The sequence below is a fragment of the Arthrobacter sp. K4-10C genome, assembly GCF_059090085.1.
Genome location: NZ_JBNHFI010000014.1, coordinates 16,197 through 36,788 on the forward strand (window position 1 = coordinate 16,197; position 20,592 = coordinate 36,788).

Consider the following 20,592-nt stretch of genomic DNA (forward strand, 5'->3'; position numbering starts at 1 on the left):
CTCCCCGACGTCCGGTCCGGTCAGGCGTCCAGGCAGGCCGGGCCGAGCAGTACTTTCAGGTCGCCGAACAGCGAAGGGCTCGGGTTGACCCGGAGGTGCACCGGCAGGCCCATGACTTCGGTGCGGGTATCCCCCTGCAGGTGCAGGCGGACTTCCGAGTTGCCCCGGTGGGTGCGCAGCACGTCGCCCAGTTCAGTGACCACGGCCTCCGTTGCCTTGTGCGTGGGCATGGTGATCACCAGCGGCCCGTTCATCCCCTCGCTCAGGTCAGGGACGGAAAGCTCCATGCAGTTCAGCGTCACGGCGCCGTCGTCGCGCTTCTGCAGCCGGCCCTTGACCACCACGATGAGGTCCTCGGCCAGCACCGACGCGATAGGCCCGTAGACCTGGCCGAAGAACATTACTTCCATCGAACCGCCAAGGTCCTCCACTTCAGCCCGGGCGTAGGCATTGCCGCTGGCCTTGGCGATGCGCCGGCTCAGGGATGTGATCATGCCGGCGATGGTGATGATGGCGCCGTCCTGCGGCCCGTCCTCCCCCAGTACGGACGTGATGCTCATTTCCGCGTGCTGGCTGAGCAGGCCTTCGAGGCCCTGCAGCGGGTGGTCCGACACGTACAGGCCCAGCATGTCCCGTTCGAAGGAGAGCTTGTCCTTCTTCTCCCATTCCGGCAGGTCCGGGATCTCGATGCTCAGGGACGACTCCGACTCGGTTTCCCCGATCCCGGCAAAGAGGTCGAACTGGCCGATCGCCTCGTTCCGTTTGAGCGTGATGACCGAATCGATGGCCTCCTCATGGACCATGGCCAGGGCGCGGCGCGTGTGACCGAGCGAATCGAAAGCGCCGGACTTGATCAGCGATTCGATGGTGCGCTTGTTGCAGACCACCGCCGGAACCTTCATCAGGTAGTCCTTGAAGGACGTGTAGGCACCCTCGCTTTCGCGGGCCGCCACCATGGCCTCCACCGCGTTGACGCCCACGTTCCGGATGGCACCCATGCCGAAGCGGATGTCGTTGCCCACCGGGGTGAAGTTCAGGGCGGATTCGTTGACGTCCGGCGGCAGCACGGTGATGCCCATGCGCCGGCATTCGTTCAAGTAGATGGCGGACTTGTCCTTGTCGTCACCCACGGAGGTCAGCAGCGCGGCCATGTATTCCGGTGCGTAGTGCGCCTTGAGGTACGCAGTCCAGTAGGAGATCACCCCGTAAGCGGCCGAGTGCGCCTTGTTGAAGGCGTAGTCGGAAAAGGGCAGCAGGATGTCCCACAAGGTCTTGACGGCTTCCATGGAGTAGCCGTTGTCCTGCATGCCCTTGGAGAAGCCGGCGAACTGTTTGTCCAGTTCGGACTTCTTTTTCTTGCCCATGGCGCGGCGGAGAATGTCTGCCTGTCCCAGCGAGTAGCCGGCAAGCTTCTGGGCCACGGCCATAACCTGCTCCTGGTACACGATCAGGCCGTAGGTTCCGCCGAGGATCTCCGAGAGGGGTTCTTCGAGTTCCGGGTGGATAGGGATGACTTCCTGGATCCCGTTCTTGCGCAGCGCGTAGTCCGTGTGGGCGTTGGCGCCCATGGGGCCTGGCCGGTAGAGCGCCAGCACCGCGGAGATGTCTTCGAAGTTGTCAGGCTTCATGAGCTTGAGCAGGGACCGCATGGGACCGCCATCGAGCTGGAAAACGCCCAGCGTGTCACCGCGTGCCAGCAACTCGTAGGACGCCGCATCGTCCAGCTCAAGGTTTTCGAGGTCCAGGTCGATGCCCCGGTTCATCTTGATGTTCTCGAGGGCGTCGGAAATGATCGTCAGGTTCCGCAGCCCCAGGAAGTCCATCTTGATCAGGCCAAGGCCCTCGGACGTCGGATAGTCGAACTGGGTGATCACCTGGCCGTCCTGGAACCGGCGCATGATCGGGATGACGTCGATAATCGGATCCGAGGACATGATCACGCCGGCGGCGTGGACGCCCCACTGGCGTTTCAGGCCTTCGATGCCGAGTGCCGTTTCGAACACCTTGGCGGCTTCGGGATCCGTGCTGATCAGCTGGCGGAAGTCCCCGGCCTCGCTGTAGCGCTTGGCTTCCGGGTTCTGGATGTCGGCGAGGGGAATGTCCTTGGCCATGACGGCAGGCGGCAGCGCCTTGGTGAGCTGCTCGCCCATGCTGAAGGGGTAGCCAAGCACGCGCGAGGAGTCCTTGAGCGCCTGCTTGGTCTTGATGGTGCCGTACGTGACGATCATCGCCACGCGCTCATCGCCGTACTTCCGGGTCACATAGTCGATGACCTCGGAACGGCGCCGGTCATCGAAGTCGACGTCGAAGTCGGGCATCGAGACGCGGTCGGGGTTGAGGAAGCGTTCGAAGATCAAACCGTGCCGCAGCGGGTCAAGATCGGTGATGCGCATGGCGTAGGCCACCATGGAGCCGGCGCCCGAACCACGGCCCGGACCCACCCGGATGCCGTTGTTCTTGGCCCAGTTGATGAAGTCGGCCACCACCAGGAAGTAGCCGGGGAAGCCCATCGAGGTGATGACTCCCAGCTCGTAGTCCGCCTGTTTGCGGACCTCGTCCGGGATGCCTTTCGGATAGCGGTACTGCAGGCCCTTGTCCACTTCCTTGACCAGCCAGGACGTCTCGTCCTCTCCCGGCGGGCAGGGGAACCGCGGCATGTAGTTGGCATTGGTGTTGAAGGACACCTCGCAGCGCTCGGCAATCAGCAGGGTGTTGTCGCAGGCTTCGGGATGGTCGCGGAAGAGCTCCCGCATTTCCTGCGGGGACTTCAGGTAGTAGCCGCTGCCGGAGAAGGCGAACCGCGAGCCGCCGTTGTCATAGGTGGGTTCCAGCAGCGTGGAACCGGACTGGATGGCCAGCAGGGCCTCGTGGGCCTTGGCGTCGTGCTCATGGGTGTAGTGGAGGTCGTTGGTGGCCACCAGTGGAAGGTTCAGTTCCTTGGCAAGCCGCAGCAGGTCCCCGGTGACGCGGCGTTCGATGTCCAGGCCGTGGTCCATAAGTTCGCAGAAGTAGTTTTCGGCGCCGAAGATGTCCCGGAACTCTGCTGCCGCCTCCAGCGCTTCGCGGTACTGGCCCAGCCGCAGCCGGGTCTGGACTTCGCCGGAAGGGCAGCCCGTGGTGGCGATGAGGCCCTCGGAGTAGGTGTTCAGGAGCTCGCGGTCCAGGCGGGGCCACTTGCCGAACACCGAGTCCAGCGAGGCGATGGACGAGGCACGGAACAGGTTCCGCATGCCTACGTTGTTGTAGCTCAGCAGGGTCATGTGGGTGTAGGAGCCGCCGCCCGAGACGTCGTCCTTGCGCTGGGACTCGTCGCCCCAGCGCACGCGTTCCTTGTCGGTGCGGGCTGTGCCGGGGGTTACATAGGCCTCCACGCCGATGATCGGCTTGATGCCCTTGTCCGTGGCCTTGCGCCAGAAGTCGAAGGCACCGAACAGGTAGCCGTGATCGGTGGTGGCGAGTGCGGGCATGCCCAGGCGTTCGGTTTCATCGAACAGCTCCCCCAGCCGGGCCGCTCCATCCAGCATGGAATATTCGGTGTGGGTGTGCAGGTGGACAAACGAATCATTGCTGGAAGTCACCGCACTATTCTAAGCGTGGGCGGCAGCCGACCCGGTCAGGCCCGGCCGGATCCCAGCACCTCAAGCGCGTAGGCAAGGTCCTGCGGGTAATCGCTGGTGACCCGGATCCGCTCCCCCGTGCCAGGATGGTCGAAACCAAGTTCGCGGGCATGCAGCCACTGCCGGGTCAGGCCCAGGGTCGCGGCTAGCCGGGGGTCTGCGCCGTAGGTCAGGTCACCTGCGCAAGGGTGCCGCAGGGCCGAGAAATGCACCCGGATCTGGTGCGTCCGGCCCGTTTCGAGATGGACTTCCACCAGGCTGGCCTTGCCGAACGCCTCGATCACCTCGTAGTGCGTGACGGACTGCCTGCCGTCCTCAATTACGGCGAAGCGCCAATCATGGCCGGGGTGCCGGCCGATGGGAGCGTCGATGGTGCCCGTCAACGGATCGGGCAGGCCCTGCACCACTGCGTGGTACACCTTGTCCACGGTCCGTTCCTTGAAGGCACGCTTCAGGGCGGTGTAGGCCCGTTCGGTTTTTGCCACGACCATCACCCCGGAGGTTCCGACGTCGAGCCGGTGCACAATGCCTGCCCGTTCCGGTGAGCCGGAGGTGGAGATGCGGTACCCGGCGCCGGCGAGGCCGCCCACGACCGTGGGGCCCACCCAACCCGGGGAAGGATGGGCGGCAACACCCACGGGTTTGTCGACGACGACGAAATCGTCGTCGTCCAGCAGGATCTTCAGGCCTTCCACAACTTCCTCCACGACTTCCAGCGGGTCCCGCCGTTCCGGCATGCTGACGTCGAGGACGTCTCCTGCCGAGAGCTTTGCCGATTTGCCCAGAGCCTTGCCCCGGCTCACAACGTGGCCCTCCGCGATCAGGCCCGCCGCAACGGAGCGGGAAACCCCCAGGATTCCGGCCAGCCCGGCGTCGGCGCGGGCACCGGCGTACTCTTCGGCAACGACGTACCGTTCAGGCATCGCCGGACTTTTCCTTCCGCTCCCCGGTCAGCCGGGTGCCATCCAGCGCGATCCCGCGCAGGGTAAGGATGCAGATGATGGCGACTGCGGATACCACTGCGGAATCGGCGATGTTGAAAATGGCAAAGTTGGGAAGCTGGATGAAGTCGACAACGTGCCCCATGCCAAAGGACGGCTCGCGGAAAAGCCGGTCCGTGAGGTTGCCCAGCGCCCCACCCAGCAGCAGGCCCAGTGCCAGGGCCCACCATTTTGAACCCAGCTTCCGGATTTGGAAGAGGATGGCCACTGCGACCACGGCCATGATGATGGAGAACACCCAGGTGACGTTTTCGCCGATCGAGAACGCCGCTCCCGAGTTGCGGATGAAGTACCAATGCAGGAGCGGCGGAAAGACCGGGATCCGCTCGCCCTCCACCATGGTGGACGTGACCCAGAGCTTGGTCACCTGGTCCAGGACGTAGGCAAACACCGCGAACCCGGCAAAGAGGGACAGCAGCACGGCGCGGCGGGGCCGTGCTGAAGGCGGGACAGGGCGTGCCGCGTCTGCAGCGAGTTCGTCAGTCATGGTGCTTTCATTCGTAAGACCGGGGTCAATGCCAAAAGCCGGCGGCCGAGGAATCCTCAGCCACCGGCTTTCAGAATACGTGCTTGGCGGACTAGTTGGCTTCGCTCACTTCGGGCGTAGCCACCGAACCGCGGGCATCGAGGTCGCGGAGCTGGCCTTCGATGTAGGCCTTCAGGCGTGAGCGGTAGTCGCGCTCGAAGCCGCGCAGCTGCTCCACCTTGCGTTCCAGGACGGACCGCTGCTGCTCCAGGGCGCCGAGGATCTTGCGGGACTTCTCCTGGGCGTCGTTGACGAGGCTGCTGGCTTCGATCTGCGCCTCCGCAATGATCTTGTCCTTCTGTGCCTGGCCCTCGGCAACGTGGCGGTCGTGCATCTGCTGTGCCATGGCCAGCAGGCCCGCGGCAGATTCGGCGGAGGGAGTGGCGACGGCGGCCTGGCTGGCAGGAGCCGGAGCAGCAACCGGAACGGGAGCCTGGGCTTCCTTCTTCTTGGCAGCTTCGGCAGCCTTGGCCTCAGCCTCGGCCTTTTCGCGTGCCTCGTCCTTCTCGGACTTGACCGGCGCGGGGACCTTCTCCACCACGGGGGCGGCAGCGGCGCTGGCGGGAACGCTGGACCCGGCTTCGGCAAGCTTCTTCCGGAGCTCGTCGTTCTCCTGGTTCAGGCGGCGGAGTTCAACGACGATCTCGTCCAGGAAGTCGTCAACTTCGTCCTGGTCGTAGCCCTCACGGAACTTGGTCGGCTGAAAGCGCTTATTGACAACGTCTTCTGGCGTCAAAGCCATCTGGTCACCTCACTGGTCTGGTTAGTCAGTAGGCCTTCCGGCCGTCGAAACTACGGTACCTAAATTTGGTCTGGTTACTCTAATTCAACACTGCAGTGTCAAACGCGAGTTTCTTCGCTTTACAGTAGCTGTTCCCGCGGGTCCAGGCTGCGCTGCTGGTCTATCCGGCAATCAGGCGAGTCCCCGCGTGATTCCCATGGCGATGCTCACGGCGATGAAAAGGACCAGGAATCCCAGATCAAGCGAGATTCCGCCCAGGCGAAGGGGCGGAATGAGCCGGCGCAGTACATTGAGGGGCGGATCCGTGATGGTGTAAACGGCGTGCGCTGCCACCAGCGCCGCGCCCCGCGGCCGCCACTCCCTGGCGAACATCTGGACCCAGTCGTAGACCAGGCGGATGATGAGGGCCACAAAAAACAGCAGGAGCGCGAGATAGACAAGTCCGAAAACAATTCCCATGACTTAACTCATATCTCCATGTCCATTGTGGGCCCGGCAGTATCCTGCCGATGTATCCCGTCTATTTCAGCACAGATGCCAGACAGGTGTCCCTGCCTGGCATCCCGAACCTGCCTGATGGTCAGCTTTGGTTGAAAAAACTGGCCTGGGTGTCGCTGGCCTTCTTGTCGTCACCAATGACCTCGACGTACGACGGCGACAGCAGGAACACCTTGTTGGTCACCCGCTCGATGCTTCCGCGCAGCCCGAACACCAGTCCCGCCGAGAAGTCCACCAGGCGCTTGGCATCGGCCTCCCCCATGTCCGTGACGTTCATGATCACCGGGATGCCGTCCCGGAAGCTCTCGCCGATCAGCTTCGCGTCGTTGTAGGAGCGCGGGTGGATGGTGGTGATCTGGCGCAGGCCAGTGGTCTCTTCGCGGCTCGACGCCGCTCGCTTGATGGGGGTCACTGGGGCGCGATATTCCTCTTCGGGGGTGTAGGACGCCTCGCGGCTGACCTCGCGGACGGGTGCGGGTGCACGGCGCTCCTCGCGGTCAGCTTCCATCGTTTCGTCCTCATCCTTACGTGTGGTCTGTTGCTCGGACTCGTAATGCTCATCGCCGTCGGCGAGCCCAAGATAGATCATTGTCTTGCGCAGAGCGCCGGCCATGGTCGACTCCTATTCGTGTCCCGTCCGCGGGCCGTCCAATGACTTGACAGCATTGGGGTCCCCCGCCCATCACTTCCAACAGGACCGACGCTACCCCACTGCGGGACGTGATCCGAGAATATCGGAACCGATCCGCAGGTGTGTCGCCCCGAACATGATGGCTGCTTCCAGGTCCTGGCTCATGCCCGCCGAGATCGCGGTGGCGGCCGGATGGTCGGCCACGAGCCGGGCGGAGACACCGGCAAGCTTTTCGAAGGCGGGTTCCGGCGGCGCGCCCAGCGGCGCCACCGCCATCACTCCCGCCAGTCGGAGGCCTGCCGCTGCCGCGATCTGCCCGGCCAGGAGCGGCACCTCGGCGGGGCTGGCCCCGCCGCGGTGCGTCCCGGCGTCGTCCTCCAGGCTGACCTGGATGAAACACGCCAGTGGCGCGCGCCCCGTGCTTTCCTGCTCCGCGCCCGCGGCTTTCGCCAGGGCTTCCACCAGCTGGGGCCGGTCCACGGAGTGGACGGCCGCGGCGTAGCGCGCCACCGATTTGGCCTTCTTGGTCTGGAGCTGGCCCACGAAGTGCCAGGTAAGCCCGCAGTCGGCCAGTTCGGCAGCCTTGCCGGCGGCTTCCTGGTCCCTGTTCTCACCGACGTCCGTCACGCCCAGTGCTGCGAGCCGCCGGATGTCCTCTGCCGGATGGAACTTTGTGACCACGATCAGCCTGGGCGGCTGCCCCTCCCGGCCTGCCGCTGCGGCCGCTGCTTCAATGCGCCGGTTGACCGCAGTAAGCCGGTCGGCCAGCTCGGCGGTCCGGGGATCTCCACCCGCTGCGACGCGGTTACCCATGGCACCACACCACTCCCGCGAAGCGGCCGGCGTCCCGGTTGCGCCGGTAAGAGAAGAGGGACTCGGTCTCCAGGGTGCATTCCCCGGAATATGCCACTTCCACGCCCGCGTCCTCCAGTTGGCTCCGCGCACCGGCCGGCAGGTCAAGGCCGGGCGTGCCCCACGAGGTTGTGCTGCGGGTGGCGGGTACTGCAGCCGCCACCTGGTCCTGCAGCGCGGCCGGAACCTCGTAGCAGCGTCCACAGATGGACGGACCCAGCCAGGCACGGATGCCGGACGCACCCAAAGATTTCATGCTGTCTACCGCTGCAGGGACAATACCGTTCGCGATCCCGGGGCGGCCTGCGTGGACGGCAGCCAGGACCGGTCCGTCCGCGGATTCGGCGGCGAGCAGCACGGGAATGCAGTCCGCCACCATGACGGCCAGCGGAAGGCCGCGCGACACCATCGCATCGGCCTCGGGCGTCACGGTGTCCCTGTTCATGACTGTGACGGTTACGCCGTGGACCTGGGTCATGAACCTCAGTCCGGAGGGCGGTACGCCCATGGACCGTTCCAGCTCCGCGCGCCGCTGCAATACCTGCGCGGCATCGTCCCCGACATGCAGGGCCAGGTTCCCGGCGCCCGTGTTCGTGAATGCGGCGGACACCCCGGGCAGGATGTCGGCACGCCAATGGAACAAGCCGGGGCCTACTTCAGGAAGTCGGGGACATCCAGGTCATCCGGGTGGTTTCCGGTCAGGTCCGGCTCCACCACGGAGGGAAGGTCGACGTCGAAGCCGGAGTCCGCGGGCACGGCGGAAGGACGCTGCTGGCCCCAGTTGCTCAGCCCTGCAGCGCCCACTCCTGCGTGGACCGGCTGGACGTTGACCTGGTGGTTTCCCGCGGACGGCGCCTGCGCAGGGGCGGGTGCTGCGGCGGGAGCGGCGGGACGCTGCGGTGCCGCCTGCGGCTGGGACTGGTCCATGGACGGCGAGGTGGCCTTGACGTCGTCGAATCCGGCGGCGATGACGGTGACGCGCGCTTCGTCCCCGAGGGCGTCGTCGATCACGGCGCCAAAGATGATGTTCGCCTCGGGGTGCGCCACTTCCTGGACCAGGCGGGCGGCCTCGTTGATTTCGAACAGGCCGAGGTCCGAACCGCCCTGGATGGAGAGCAGCACGCCGTGGGCGCCGTCGATGGAGGCTTCCAGCAGCGGCGACGCGATGGCCAGTTCCGCTGCCTTGACGGCGCGGTCCTCGCCGCGGGCCGAGCCGATGCCCATGAGGGCGGAACCGGCACCCTGCATGACGGACTTGACGTCGGCGAAGTCAAGGTTGATCAGGCCGGGAGTGGTGATGAGGTCGGTGATGCCCTGGACACCGGAGAGCAGCACCTGGTCGGCCGAGCGGAAGGCGTCCAGGACCGAGACGTTGCGGTCGCTGATGGACAGCAGCCGGTCATTGGGGATCACGATCAGCGTGTCCACCTCGTCGCGGAGGGCGTCGATTCCGGCCTCGGCGGAGCCCGCGCGGCGGCGGCCCTCAAAGGTGAAGGGGCGGGTGACGACACCGATGGTCAGGGCCCCAAGGGAACGTGCGATGCGGGCGACGACGGGCGCGCCGCCAGTGCCGGTGCCGCCGCCTTCGCCGGCAGTCACGAAGACCATGTCGGCGCCGCGGAGCACTTCCTCGATCTCGTCCGCGTGGTCCTCGGCGGCCTGCTTGCCCACCTCGGGGTTGGCTCCGGCACCCAGGCCCCGGGTCAGTTCCCGCCCCACGTCCAGCTTGACGTCGGCATCGCTCATGAGCAGGGCCTGGGCGTCCGTGTTGATGGCGATGAACTCAACGCCCCGGAGGCCGACCTCGATCATGCGGTTGACTGCGTTCACGCCACCGCCGCCGATGCCGACGACTTTGATGACGGCCAAGTAATTCTGCGGAGCTGCCACGTTACGTGTCCCTTGTTCGTGTCTTATTGCGAAAACTGATGGAGAGCTTGAAGCCTGGAACCTTAACCTTCGACTTGAAGGTTATAGTTATGTCAAGTAACTCATGTCTGTGACGGTATTTCCTCTGGTTCCCACATTCAATAACCGGGTCCGCGTGTCGGATTAATACCGGAAAGAATGCAGGTCACCGGGTCACCGGATGCCGGGGCACACTGACGTCGTACACCTTGACCGGGTTCTTCGGGTCGGCAGGAACCTTGAGAAGCGCCTCCAAGACTTTAGCCTTAAGTTCCTTTTCCGACGCGTTTCCCCAGATGATGGTCTGCCCGTCCACGAGTTTAAGCTCGACGGCGTCCACCGACTGTGCCGAAGCATTGCTCAGCTTGGCGAGGACGTCGGCGGGCAGCGCGCCAAGGACAGCGGCCGTGGCGCGGAACAGGTCCTGGCCGATGGTCCCGGCTCCGCCGTCGATGACCGGCAGCGAAACCGACGCCGCATCGGCGGTGGTTGCCAGCTGCACGCCCTCCACATCCACCAGCTGGTACTGCTCCCCCTGCTTGACCAGCGCCACGGGCACGCGCTCCCGCACGGCCACGGCGAGCCCCGACGGCGGCCGCGCCTCGGCGGAAACGGACTTCACCTGGACCAGCGGCTCAAGCAGCCGGCCCACTTCCTCGTCCGTGATCTGCGGCAGCGGCTTGCCGCGCAGTGGCTCCAGAGCGCTTTGCACCTGGTCAGGAGTCAGGAGCCTTGTGCCGGAAACCGTAATGGAGTCCAGGGCAAGGACGGGTGAATAGACAGCTCCTGCCAGCAGCCCGGCCACCAGCGCAACCACGGCGGACCCTACTGTCAGCAATGTCCTTTTGCGCCGCCTGCCCTTGGGTTCCGGGAATGCCAGGACGTTCGCGGCGGCCCCGCCGGAGGGCTCCGCAGGCTTGTCCTTTCCCAGCCCCGCAAACCGCTGCTTGCGGGAGCCTGGAGGCTTTGCGGCCTTTGAAGGTTTTGGCGACGCGGTGGGCTTTTCCGGCGCAGGATCAGGAACGCTGCGGGAAGCGGAGATAACGTCGTCCCCGCCGGGACCCGGACGGCCGGACGCTTGCGTGCGGCCGCTGCCGGCACCGGTTGCCGTGCTCCCGCTCCGGCCGGCCGGCCGGTAGGTGGGCCGGCGCGAGCTAGCCACGCAGGGCCTCTACGATCAGCGGTCCGTAGGCGGTGACGTCACCGGCGCCGGCGGTCAGCACGATGTCGCCGTCGGACGCGGCGTCCACCAGCGCTGCCACCGCATCGGCTGCCGGAACCAGGCGGCCGCCTTCGTCGAGGTGGTCGGCAATAAGCTGGCTGGTCACGCCGGGGATCGGGTCTTCCCGGGCGGGGTAGATGTCCAGCACCAGGGCAGTGTCGGCGAGGTTCAGTGCCTCGGCGAAGTCCCTGGCAAATTCGCGTGTCCGGGAGAACAGGTGCGGCTGGAAGAGCACGTGCACCTTGTGGTCCCCCGCCACCGAGCGCGCCGCAGTCAAGGCTGCGCGCACTTCGGTGGGATGGTGGGCGTAGTCGTCGAAAACCCGCACGCCCCTGCCGGAGCCCTTCAGTTCGAACCGCCGGGAGGCGCCGGAGAAGCTGGCCAGGGCAGCGGCTGCGGCCGCGGGCTCCACGCCCAGCTCAAGGGCCACGGCGAAAGCAGCCGCGGCGTTTAGGGCGTTGTGCCGGCCCGGCACCTGGAGGGAAAGCTCGTGGCGGCCTGCCGGGCCGGACACGGCTACCTGCCCGGGGCCGCCGTCGTGCAGCACCAGGTCTGCACCGGCGCCGGTCCCGTAGAGGACCACGCGGGCGTTGCCGCGCGCCCTGGTCCTTTCCGCAAGTGCCAGCGCTCCGGCGTCGTCCGAGCAGGCAACCAGCACTCCGTCTGCGGGGAGCAGCGCGGTGAACCGGTCGAAGGATTCGTACACCGCCTCCGCCGTGCCGTAGTGGTCCAGGTGGTCGGGTTCGACGTTGGTAACCACGGCGATCCGGGGCCGGTAGTTAAGGAATGATCCGTCGGATTCGTCGGCCTCGGCCACGAAGATGCCGGACGTTCCGTGCGCGGCATTGACGCCGAGGGCCGGTACGTTGGCGCCAATCGCGAACGAGGGGTCCAGCCCTGCTCCCTGCAGGAGGACAGCCACCATGGACGTGGTTGTTGATTTCCCGTGGGTCCCGGCCACGGTGACCACCAGGTCCTCTCCCATGGTGGCCGCAAGCGCTTCGGAGCGGTGCAGGACAGGCAGGCCGGCTTGCCTGGCAGCCGCAAGCTCCGGGTTGTCCGCACGGATGGCCGAACCCGCCACCACCGTCTGCGCATCACCGAGGTTGGCAGCGTCGTAGCCTACGGAGATCCGGGCACCTGCTGCTGCCAGGTCCTTCATGACCGGCAGGTCCTTGGCGTCCGAACCGCTGACAGGAACCCCGCGGGCCACCATGATCCTGGCCACTGCCGACATGCCCACACCCCCGATGCCAATGAAATGGACCTTGCCGAGGTCAATCAGGCCGGCGTCTTTGTGGTGGTTCATGCGGTAACCGCTTCCAGGATGAGACCAGCCATGCGCTGGTCGGCGTTGCGAATGCCCAGCCGGTAGGAATTTGCTTCCATGGTGGCGAGCCGGTCCTTGTCGGTTATGAGCGGTATCAGCTCACGGGCCAACCATGCGGCGTTGAAATCCCGGTCTGCCACCAGCAGTGCGCCGCCGGCCGCCACGAGTCCGGCAGCATTCAGGGCCTGCTCCCCGTTGCCGATGGGCAGCGGCACCAGGACTGCGGGCACTCCGACGGCTGCCACCTCGCAGACCGTCGCCGCCCCCGACCGTGCCAGGAGCACATCGGCGGCGGCGTAGGCGAGCTCCATGCCGTCGATGTACTCCACCTGCCGGTAGCCTTCCGCCGCGAAGGGCTTGCCGGCGTCGTCCAGGACGGATTTTCCGCGCCCGGTGATGTGCAGCGTCTGGATGCCAGCGGCTGCCAGTTGCCCCACGGCGCCGCCGATGGTCCGGTTGATGCTTTGGGCACCGGAGGAACCGCCCGTGACGATCAGGGTGGGCTGGTCCGGGTCCAATCCCAGCGCTTCCCTGGCGCCGGTCCGTGCCGCCCCCCTGTCAAGGGACGAGATTTCCGTCCGCATAGGCATGCCGACGTGGAGGGCGTTCCGGAGCGGCGTGCCGTCGAAGGCGACCGCAACGCGCTCCGTCAGCATCGCCCCTACCCTGTTTGCCAGGCCTGGCCGGGCGTTGGCCTCGTGGATGACGATCGGGATGCCCCGCTTCCTGGCAGCCAGGTACATGGGCGTGCACACATAACCACCGACGCCCACCAGGACGTCCGCCCGGGCTTCGTCCAGAATGGAGCCGGCCTGCCGCACCGCTCCGGCCAGCCGTCCCGGCAGCCGCACCAGGTCAATGGAGGGCTTACGGGGAAAGGGCACGCGGTCGATCGTTGCGAGTTTGACGCCTGCTGCCGGGACAAGCCGGGTTTCCATTCCCGACGGCGTTCCGACAGCCAGGAGAGCAGCACCCGGGGAAGCGCTCTTCACGGCAGCGGCGATGGCCAGGAGCGGGCTGATGTGGCCGGCTGTTCCGCCGCCCGCCAGGACGATGGAGGGAGTGTTCGGGGTCATCTGGGATCAGGCACGCTTTCTTGCAGTCTTCTTCTTTTCGGCAGTTTCGCGGCCCTTGGCCTTGAACTTCAGCATCTTCTTGGGGCGGATGGCGGGCGCCATCTGCTCGCGGGCTAGCGAGAGCACCACGCCAACCGCGCAGAGGGACATCAGCAGTGCGGAGCCGCCATACGAAATGAAGGGCAGCGGCACGCCGATGACGGGCATCAGCCCGGTAACCACGGCCATGTTGACGGTCGCCTGGCCGAGGAGCCACACCATGATGGTTCCGGCGAGGACCCGGTGGAACATGTCCTCCTGGGCAACCACCACACGGTAGATTGCGGCACCGAGGATGGCAAAGAGAATCAGCACGACGACGGTGCCCACCAGGCCGAGTTCCTCGCCGATGATGGCGAAGATGAAGTCGTTGTGGGCTTCCGGAATCCAGCTGTACTTCTGCCGGCTCTGGCCAAGCCCCACCCCGAACCAGCCTCCGGAGGCCAGTCCGTAAATGCCGTTGGTTGCCTGGTAGTTCGCGTCAATGCCGTCGGCGCAGGACTCGCCGGTCCACCAGGAGGTGATGCGGCACACGCGGTTGGAGCTGGTGACAGCCATGATGCCGGCTCCTGCGGCACCCAGCAGACCCGCGATGCCGAAGAGATAGAGGGGTGCCCCGGCGAAGAATAACGCGGCCGCCGTGATCATCATGATGATCATGGCCGTGCCGAGGTCGTTGCCCCAAAGGACCAGCCCCACCACGATGACGGCCATCGGGACGGCGGGAATTGCGACGTGCTGCCAGCGGCTGAGCAGCTTGCCTTTCCTGGCCAGCACTGTGGCCATCCACAGGGCAAGGGCGAGCTTTGACGCCTCGGACGGCTGGAAGGTAATGCCGCCGAGGTCGATCCAGTTCTTGTTGCCGTTGACCTCCGCACCCACCAGCTGCACCAGGACAAGGAGTGCCAGGGCCGCAATGATCGCGAGCCAGGCCAGGCGCTTGAGCCACACCACGTTGATCCGTGACAGCACGAACATGGTGAAGATGCCGATTGCGGCGAATACTCCCTGTTTCAAGGCGTCCCCATAGGGCGACTTTCCGGCAGCGATCGATTCCACGCTGGAGGCGGAAAGAACCATCATGATGCCGATAGCAGTCAGGGCCAGGGTGGAACCCAGGATGAGGTAGTAAGTGGAGCCGTTGCGGGAGGTTCCGTTGCCTTCGAGGGCGGACCAGAACCGGCGGTACATGGTCCGCAGCTTTCCGGGCAGGGTGGCCTGCCGCCGGACTGCTGTTGCGGAGGAACCGGGGCCAGGCGTGCGGGCCTGCTCTTTGGCTGGCTGCTGCCGGGTGGGCGTGCTGGCCATTCTTACTCCTCGCCGGTCTGTCCCTGCCCTTCCACCAGCCCGCGGACAGCTGCGATGAAAGTGTCACCACGGTGAGCATAGGAAGAGAACTGATCCATGGAAGCAGCTGCCGGAGCCATCAGCACAGTATCGCCGGATGCGGCCAGCTGGGCTGCTGATGCAACGGCCATGGACATCACCTGTTCCCCGGACAGGGAGGAACCGGCCTCGACGCCAGCGGACGCTGCAGCAGTCTGCACCCCTTCAGTGTCACCCGGTACCGCCACGATCACCGGGACATCCGGCGCGTGTCGCTGGAGGGCACCGCCCAGCACGGACGTGTCCGTGCCGATCAGCACCACGGCCTTCAGCCGGGAGGCGTGCTCGTGCACAAGGTCGTCATAGGAAACGCCTTTCGACAAACCTCCCGCGATCCAGACCACGTTGTTGAAGGCAGCCAGCGAAGCCGACGCCGCGTGCGGGTTGGTGGCTTTGGAGTCATTGACCCACAGGACGTCATTGTGGCGGGCAACCGGCTGGATGCGGTGGTCCCCCGGGATGTAGTCCCGGATTCCCTGGCGGACGGCGGCTGCGTCCACCCCGTAGGCGCGCACAAGCCCGGCGGCGGCGAGAGCGTTGGCCACCATGTGGCGGGGCGCAAAAGCGCCGAGGTCGTTCATCGAGGCGAGCTCGGCCGCACTGTCTTTGCGTTCTTCGATGAAGGCGCGGTCCACCAGGAGCCCTTCGACCACGCCGAGCATGCTGATGGCCGGCGTGACCGTGGTGAACCCGATGGCGCGGCAGCCCTCCACGACGTCGGCGTTCTCCACCATGCGTTCGGTTTCAAACTGCTCGGCGTTGTAGATGCAGGCCTTCCGGGTTTGCTCGTAAACCTTCGCTTTGTCCGCGAGGTACGACTCGTAGGAACCGTGCCAGTCAACATGGTCCTCGGCGACGTTCAGGCAGACACTGGCCACGGGCGAAAGCGATTCCGCCCAGTGCAGCTGGAAGCTGGACAACTCGACGGCGAAAACGTCGTAGTCGACGGGATCCCGGATGGCATCCAGGATGGGGGTCCCCACATTCCCCACGGCGACGGCCTTGAGGCCAGCCGCGCGGAGCATGGACTCGGTAAGGCCCACCGTGGTGGTCTTCCCGTTCGTGCCGGTGATGGCCAGCCAGTCGGCCGTCTTCCGGCCTTCCCTGGTGCGGACCCGCCAGGCGAGTTCCACGTCCCCCCACACGGGGATGTGCGCACGGGCAGCGGCGGCGAGGAGGGCCTGGTCGGGGCGCCAGCCGGGCGAGGTGACGATCAGCTCCGGAAGTTCTCCGTCAATCCGGGGAATCCGCGTTACCGCGTCCTCCCCCAGCAGGACATCGGCCGCGCCAACGATCCTGAGTGTTTCCGCGTGCGCCTTGGCTTTCTCCGTGGTGGCGGCGTCAACCACCACCACCCGGGCACCGAGTTCGATCAGGGTGTCCGCCGCGGCAAAGCCGGAAACACCGATGCCGGTGACGGCCACGCGCAGCCCTGCCCAGTCGGAGTCCCAGGAGACGAGGTTTTGCAGGCGGGGGGAAACGGTCACAGCAATACAACCCATTCAGCGTAGAAAATGCCAAGGCCCACGGCCACGAAGAGGCCGCCCAGGATCCAGAACCGGACCACCACGGTCACTTCCGCCCAGCCCTTCAGTTCGAAGTGGTGCTGCAGCGGTGCCATCTTGAAGACACGTTTACCGCCCGTGGCCTTGAAATAACCCACCTGGATGATGACGGACAGGGTGATCAGGACGAACAGGCCGCCGATGATTCCCAGCAGCAGTTCGGTCCGGGAGAGGATGGCAAAACCGGCAATGGCCCCACCGATGGCGAGGGAACCGGTGTCCCCCATGAAGATCTTCGCCGGTGAGGTGTTCCACCAGAGGAAGCCAACCAGCGCCGCGCTCATAATGGCGGCCAGCAGGGCGAGGTCCAAAGGATCCCGTACGGAATAGCAGCCGCTGCCGGCTTGCCGCGGCGACCCGCAGGCCTGGTTGCTTTGCCAGATGCCCATCAGGGTATATGCCCCGAAGACCATCACCGAGGCGCCGGCCGCCAGTCCATCGAGACCGTCCGTGAGGTTGACGCCGTTGGTGGCAGCCGTCACGATCAGGTTCGACCAGATGACAAAGAGGATGGCACCCAGCACAGTTCCGCCGAAGGCCAGGTCCAGCCACGGCAGGTCGCGGACCAGCGATATCTTCGTGGAGGCCGGGGCAAGGCCGTCCTCGTTTGGAAAGTTGAGGGCCAGCACAGCGAAGATAATGCCCACGGCAGCCTGCAGGATAAGTTTCGCCTTGGCGTTCAGGCCCAGGCTGCGCTGCCTGGAAATCTTGATGAAGTCGTCAAGGAAGCCGACGAGGCCCATTCCCACCATCAGGAACAGCAGGATCAGGGCGGACGCGGACGGCCCGGCCGTGTCCGGGTTCATCAGGAACATGATGAGGTGCGTGAGTCCGTAGCTCAGCAGGACGGCGGCCACCACAACCGTTCCGCCCATGGTGGGCGTTCCGCGTTTGGTGTGGTGCGAGGTAGGGCCGTCATCCCGGATGAACTGTCCATAGCCGCGGCGGACCAGGAGCCGGATGAAGAGCGGGGTACCAACCAGTGCGCACAGCAGGGCCAGCCCGGCGCCGATCAAAAGTGCAATCACAGCAGAGTGCTCCTTTCATCGGCGGGCTGGCGGGTTGGGGGTAATGCTATCCGATCACCCAAATGGCGCAGTCCAACGCTGTTGGAGGACTTGAACAGCACCAGGTCCCCCGGCTGGAGTTCGGCGTTGAGGAGATCGTAGGCCTCGTCGGCGGTCTCCGTGAAAATGCATTCGTCCCCCCAGGATCCCTCCTGGACGGCGGAGACGTAGAGCGGACGTGCCTCCCGGCCCACCACCACCAGCCGGGAGATGTTGAGCCGCACCACCTGGGTGCCCACGGCGGTATGTTCCCGGATGGAGTCCTCGCCGAGTTCCAGCATGGCGCCCAAGACAGCCCAGGTGCGCCGGCCGCGGCCCAGGTCAGCGAGGGTCCGGAGCGCGGCCCTCATGGACTCCGGGTTTGCGTTGTAGGCATCGTTGATGATCGTGACGCCGTCCGCCCGCTCGGTCCGCTCCATCCGCCACCGGCTGGCAGCGGCCTGGCTGCTCAGCCCGGAAGCAATCTCGGCGCCTGGTACACCGGCTGCGAAGGCGGCAGCTGCCGCCGCGAGCAGGTTCCCCACGTGGTGGGCGCCGATCAGGCGGCTGGAAACGCGGTGCGGCCCCTCGCCGCCTGGCAGCAAGAGGTCGAATTCGGGGTTCCCGCCGGTATTGGTGTCGGCGTTGAGCGCCTGTACGGCAGCGTCTTCGCGTCCTTCCGCGGAAAAACCCAGCACCGTTGCGGTGGTGCGGGCGCGCATCGCGGCCACCCTGTCGTCGTCGAGGTTGATGATGGCGGTTCCGGCGGCGGTGAGGCCTTCCACGAGCTCACCCTTGGCGACCGCGATGTTCTCCACTCCCCCGAACTCGCCGGCGTGCGCCGTCCCGACGCCGAGTACGACGCCTATATCGGGCCTGACCATCTCGGCCAGGTACCGGATGTGTCCAATGCCGGTGGCGCCCATCTCGATCACGAGGTAGCGGGTGCCGGTGCCTGCGCGGAACACCGTGAGCGGTACTCCCACTTCACCGTTGTAGGAGCCCTGCGGCGCCACGGTCTCGCCATGGGACGCGAAGATGCCGGCCAGCAAGTCCTTGGTGGTGGTCTTGCCGGCCGAGCCGGTGATGCCCACCACGGTCAACTTCCCGCCGGCTTCTGCCCGGGCTGCGCGGATCCTGCGGACTGCCTCGGCTGCCAGTGCACCCATGGCCAGGACGGCGTCGGGCACCAGCACCGAAGGGTACGGAACTCCGTCCGGACCGGCTACCGGCCGTTCAACGAGGGCCAGGACAGCCCCGGCGCCGAACGCGGCAGGAAGAAAGTCGTGGCCGTCCGCGAACTCGCCCGGTTTTGCGACGTAGAGCGAACCCGGCGTGGCTTCGCGTGAATCCGTAACCACCGAAAGGGGCGTGATTCCGGGATCGGCGTCCAGGCGCCCGCTGGTGATTTCGGCGATTTCCGCCGCAGTAAATGCAATCATCTCGGTCTAGGACTCTATCCGGTCGTCTTGGAGAACGTTGAATCCCCTGGCTGTCAAGGCGGTGCGCAGCTCCACCCGGTCATCGAGGGCAAGGTTGACGCCCTGCACTTCCTGCCAGACCTCGTGTCCGCGCCCGGCGACGAGGATCGTGTCCTGTGGCCGGGCCAGCTCCACGGCCCGGCGGATGGCTTCATCGCGGGGAAACACCTCCAGCACGTCGCATGGGAGGTCTTCATTGGTCCGGGCCTCCTGTGCGCCGGCCAGGACGTCACTCCGGATGGCAGCTGCATCCTCGTCGTGGGGATCGTCATCGGTGACGATGACAGTGTCGGCGAGTCGGGCCGCAATGGCGCCCATGGCTGGGCGTTTGCCCTGGTCACGCTGGCCGGTGGCGCCGAAGACGACGATGAGCCTCGAGCCGGGCTCCGGGGAGCGGACTGCCTCCAGTGCGCGCGCCAGCGCGTCCGTATTGTGCGCGAAATCCACCACGGCGGCGGGCTCCTCGCAGATCAGCTGCATACGGCCCGGCACGGCTAAGGTGAAGGGGTCCGCCGCATCGAGGGCTGCCTGCAGGTCCGCCGGGTCCACACCGGACACGAGCACCATGACTGCTGCCAGGGCGGCGTTGGCCACGTTGAAGCTTCCGGGAAGGCCGGTGTGGATGCGAAGTTCGGTGCCCCCCGGTCCGCGGAGGGTGAACTCGGTCCCCAGGCCGCGAGGCGACCTCGTGGTGACCGTCCAGTCCGCAGCCGTCCCCGGTGCCGTGGCCAGGGTGGTGACCGGCACTCCGGCGGTACCGGCAAGGCACTGGCCCCACTCGTCGTCGACCGTTACCACTGCCTTGCGCGCGCGGCCGGGCGTGAAAAGCTCTGCCTTGGTGGCGAAGTAGTCGTCCATCGTGTGGTGCAGGTCGAGGTGGTCCTGCGTCAGATTGGTAAAACCGGCAACGTCGAACGTCAGCCCGTCCACGCGCTGGTAGGAGATGGCGTGGGAGGAAACCTCCATGGCGGCAGCGGCCAGTCCCCTCTCCCGCATCAGAGCCAGCAGCCCGTGCACGTCTGTCGATTCGGGCGTGGTGAGCAGGCTGGGAATGGGGTCGGCGCCGGCCAGGATTTCGATGGTGCCGATCAGGCCGGCAGGGTTGCCCAGCGCGCCGAGCAGGGACTTGATGAAGTAGGTGGTGGTGGTCTTGCCGTTTGTGCCGGTCACGCCGAACAGCTGCAGGGCGCGGTCAGCGCCGGACTGGCTGCGATAGATCATGCCGGACAGCGGCCCCACGACGTTCCGCGGGGCATCCACGACCAGTACCGGCACCGGCGTGTCGGAGGCCAGTGCCAGCAGCCGTGCACCGGCGTCGTCGGTGAGGACGGCAACCGCACCGGCTTCTATGGCCTGGCCGGCGAAATCTGCACCGTGGCGGACAGCGCCCGGGAGCGCGACGTACAGGTCGCCGGGCTCCACTGCCCGGGAGTCCAGGGATATGCCGGTCACCTGCGTGTCCGCAGCAGGTCCGGGAACGCCGACGCCGACAGCGTCACCAATGCTGCCCAGCGGCAGTGCTTCCACGGCTGAGGGCCGGAACCGGGCATTGGTGGCAGGAGCGGCGGGAACGGCGCTGTCCTGGGACGGGTTGAACTCTGACAAGGGATCTCCGATAGTGCTAGTGGACCGTGGCCGGCACGGAAGACCGCGCCGGCACTGGCCGGTGCGG

Annotated in this window: 17 protein-coding genes; all 17 read right to left on the minus strand. The window is 66.1% G+C overall.

All coding sequences use genetic code 11. From position 1 onward, the window contains the following. Positions 1-20: 20 nt before the first annotated feature. The gene (gene dnaE / locus AC5RUU_RS17925; protein WP_493976561.1) at positions 21-3,578 is read right to left on the minus strand and encodes a DNA polymerase III subunit alpha; all 3,558 of its coding nucleotides are present in this window, start codon (positions 3,576-3,578) and stop codon (positions 21-23) included. Positions 3,579-3,613: 35 nt separating this feature from the next. Then, positions 3,614-4,540 carry an RluA family pseudouridine synthase gene (locus AC5RUU_RS17930; RefSeq protein ID WP_493976562.1) on the minus strand — a complete coding sequence of 309 codons (927 nt, stop codon included), beginning with the start codon at positions 4,538-4,540 and terminating at the stop codon, positions 3,614-3,616. Next, positions 4,533-5,105, minus strand: a complete 573-nt coding sequence (gene lspA / locus AC5RUU_RS17935) for a signal peptidase II (RefSeq protein WP_493976563.1) — start codon at positions 5,103-5,105, stop codon at positions 4,533-4,535. The genes AC5RUU_RS17930 and lspA overlap by 8 nt, the downstream gene beginning before the upstream one ends. A 91-nt stretch (positions 5,106-5,196) precedes the next feature. Beyond that, positions 5,197-5,886 (minus strand): DivIVA domain-containing protein, encoded by a 690-nt coding sequence (locus AC5RUU_RS17940; RefSeq protein WP_493976564.1) that lies wholly within the window; start codon positions 5,884-5,886, stop codon positions 5,197-5,199. A gap of 171 nt (positions 5,887-6,057) precedes the next feature. Next, positions 6,058-6,345 (minus strand): YggT family protein, encoded by a 288-nt coding sequence (locus AC5RUU_RS17945; protein ID WP_493976565.1) that lies wholly within the window; start codon positions 6,343-6,345, stop codon positions 6,058-6,060. A 121-nt stretch (positions 6,346-6,466) separates the two neighbouring features. Continuing rightward, positions 6,467-6,997 carry a cell division protein SepF gene (locus AC5RUU_RS17950; RefSeq protein WP_493976566.1) on the minus strand — a complete coding sequence of 177 codons (531 nt, stop codon included), beginning with the start codon at positions 6,995-6,997 and terminating at the stop codon, positions 6,467-6,469. Positions 6,998-7,087: 90 nt separating this feature from the next. Next, complete coding sequence (locus AC5RUU_RS17955; protein WP_493976567.1) at positions 7,088-7,828, minus strand: YggS family pyridoxal phosphate-dependent enzyme; 741 nt, start codon at positions 7,826-7,828, stop codon at positions 7,088-7,090. After that, on the minus strand, positions 7,821-8,510 hold the full coding sequence (locus AC5RUU_RS17960; protein WP_493976568.1) for a purine nucleoside phosphorylase YfiH/LACC1 family protein: 690 nt from the start codon (positions 8,508-8,510) through the stop codon (positions 7,821-7,823). Before AC5RUU_RS17960 ends, AC5RUU_RS17955 begins: the two co-directional genes overlap by 8 nt. Before the next feature lie 8 nt (positions 8,511-8,518). Beyond that, a complete protein-coding gene (gene ftsZ / locus AC5RUU_RS17965; RefSeq protein ID WP_493976569.1) occupies positions 8,519-9,757 on the minus strand; it encodes a cell division protein FtsZ in 1,239 nt (412 codons plus the stop codon). A gap of 184 nt (positions 9,758-9,941) precedes the next feature. Then, positions 9,942-10,937, minus strand: a complete 996-nt coding sequence (locus AC5RUU_RS17970) for a cell division protein FtsQ/DivIB (RefSeq protein ID WP_493976570.1) — start codon at positions 10,935-10,937, stop codon at positions 9,942-9,944. Further along, positions 10,930-12,306 (minus strand): UDP-N-acetylmuramate--L-alanine ligase, encoded by a 1,377-nt coding sequence (gene murC, locus AC5RUU_RS17975; protein WP_493976571.1) that lies wholly within the window; start codon positions 12,304-12,306, stop codon positions 10,930-10,932. Before murC ends, AC5RUU_RS17970 begins: the two co-directional genes overlap by 8 nt. Beyond that, positions 12,303-13,403, minus strand: coding sequence for an undecaprenyldiphospho-muramoylpentapeptide beta-N-acetylglucosaminyltransferase (gene murG, locus AC5RUU_RS17980; RefSeq protein ID WP_493976572.1), 1,101 nt, complete (start codon positions 13,401-13,403; stop codon positions 12,303-12,305). The genes murC and murG overlap by 4 nt, the downstream gene beginning before the upstream one ends. A 6-nt stretch (positions 13,404-13,409) precedes the next feature. Further along, positions 13,410-14,750 (minus strand): putative lipid II flippase FtsW, encoded by a 1,341-nt coding sequence (gene ftsW, locus AC5RUU_RS17985; RefSeq protein ID WP_493976573.1) that lies wholly within the window; start codon positions 14,748-14,750, stop codon positions 13,410-13,412. A 2-nt stretch (positions 14,751-14,752) separates the two neighbouring features. Beyond that, complete coding sequence (gene murD, locus AC5RUU_RS17990) at positions 14,753-16,330, minus strand: UDP-N-acetylmuramoyl-L-alanine--D-glutamate ligase (protein ID WP_493976574.1); 1,578 nt, start codon at positions 16,328-16,330, stop codon at positions 14,753-14,755. Continuing rightward, positions 16,312-17,421 (minus strand): phospho-N-acetylmuramoyl-pentapeptide-transferase, encoded by a 1,110-nt coding sequence (mraY, locus tag AC5RUU_RS17995; protein WP_493976575.1) that lies wholly within the window; start codon positions 17,419-17,421, stop codon positions 16,312-16,314. The genes murD and mraY overlap by 19 nt, the downstream gene beginning before the upstream one ends. After that, positions 17,418-18,881, minus strand: a complete 1,464-nt coding sequence (locus AC5RUU_RS18000; protein ID WP_493976576.1) for a UDP-N-acetylmuramoyl-tripeptide--D-alanyl-D-alanine ligase — start codon at positions 18,879-18,881, stop codon at positions 17,418-17,420. The genes mraY and AC5RUU_RS18000 overlap by 4 nt, the downstream gene beginning before the upstream one ends. A 6-nt stretch (positions 18,882-18,887) precedes the next feature. After that, complete coding sequence (locus AC5RUU_RS18005; protein WP_493976577.1) at positions 18,888-20,525, minus strand: UDP-N-acetylmuramoyl-L-alanyl-D-glutamate--2,6-diaminopimelate ligase; 1,638 nt, start codon at positions 20,523-20,525, stop codon at positions 18,888-18,890. Positions 20,526-20,592: the final 67 nt, after the last annotated feature.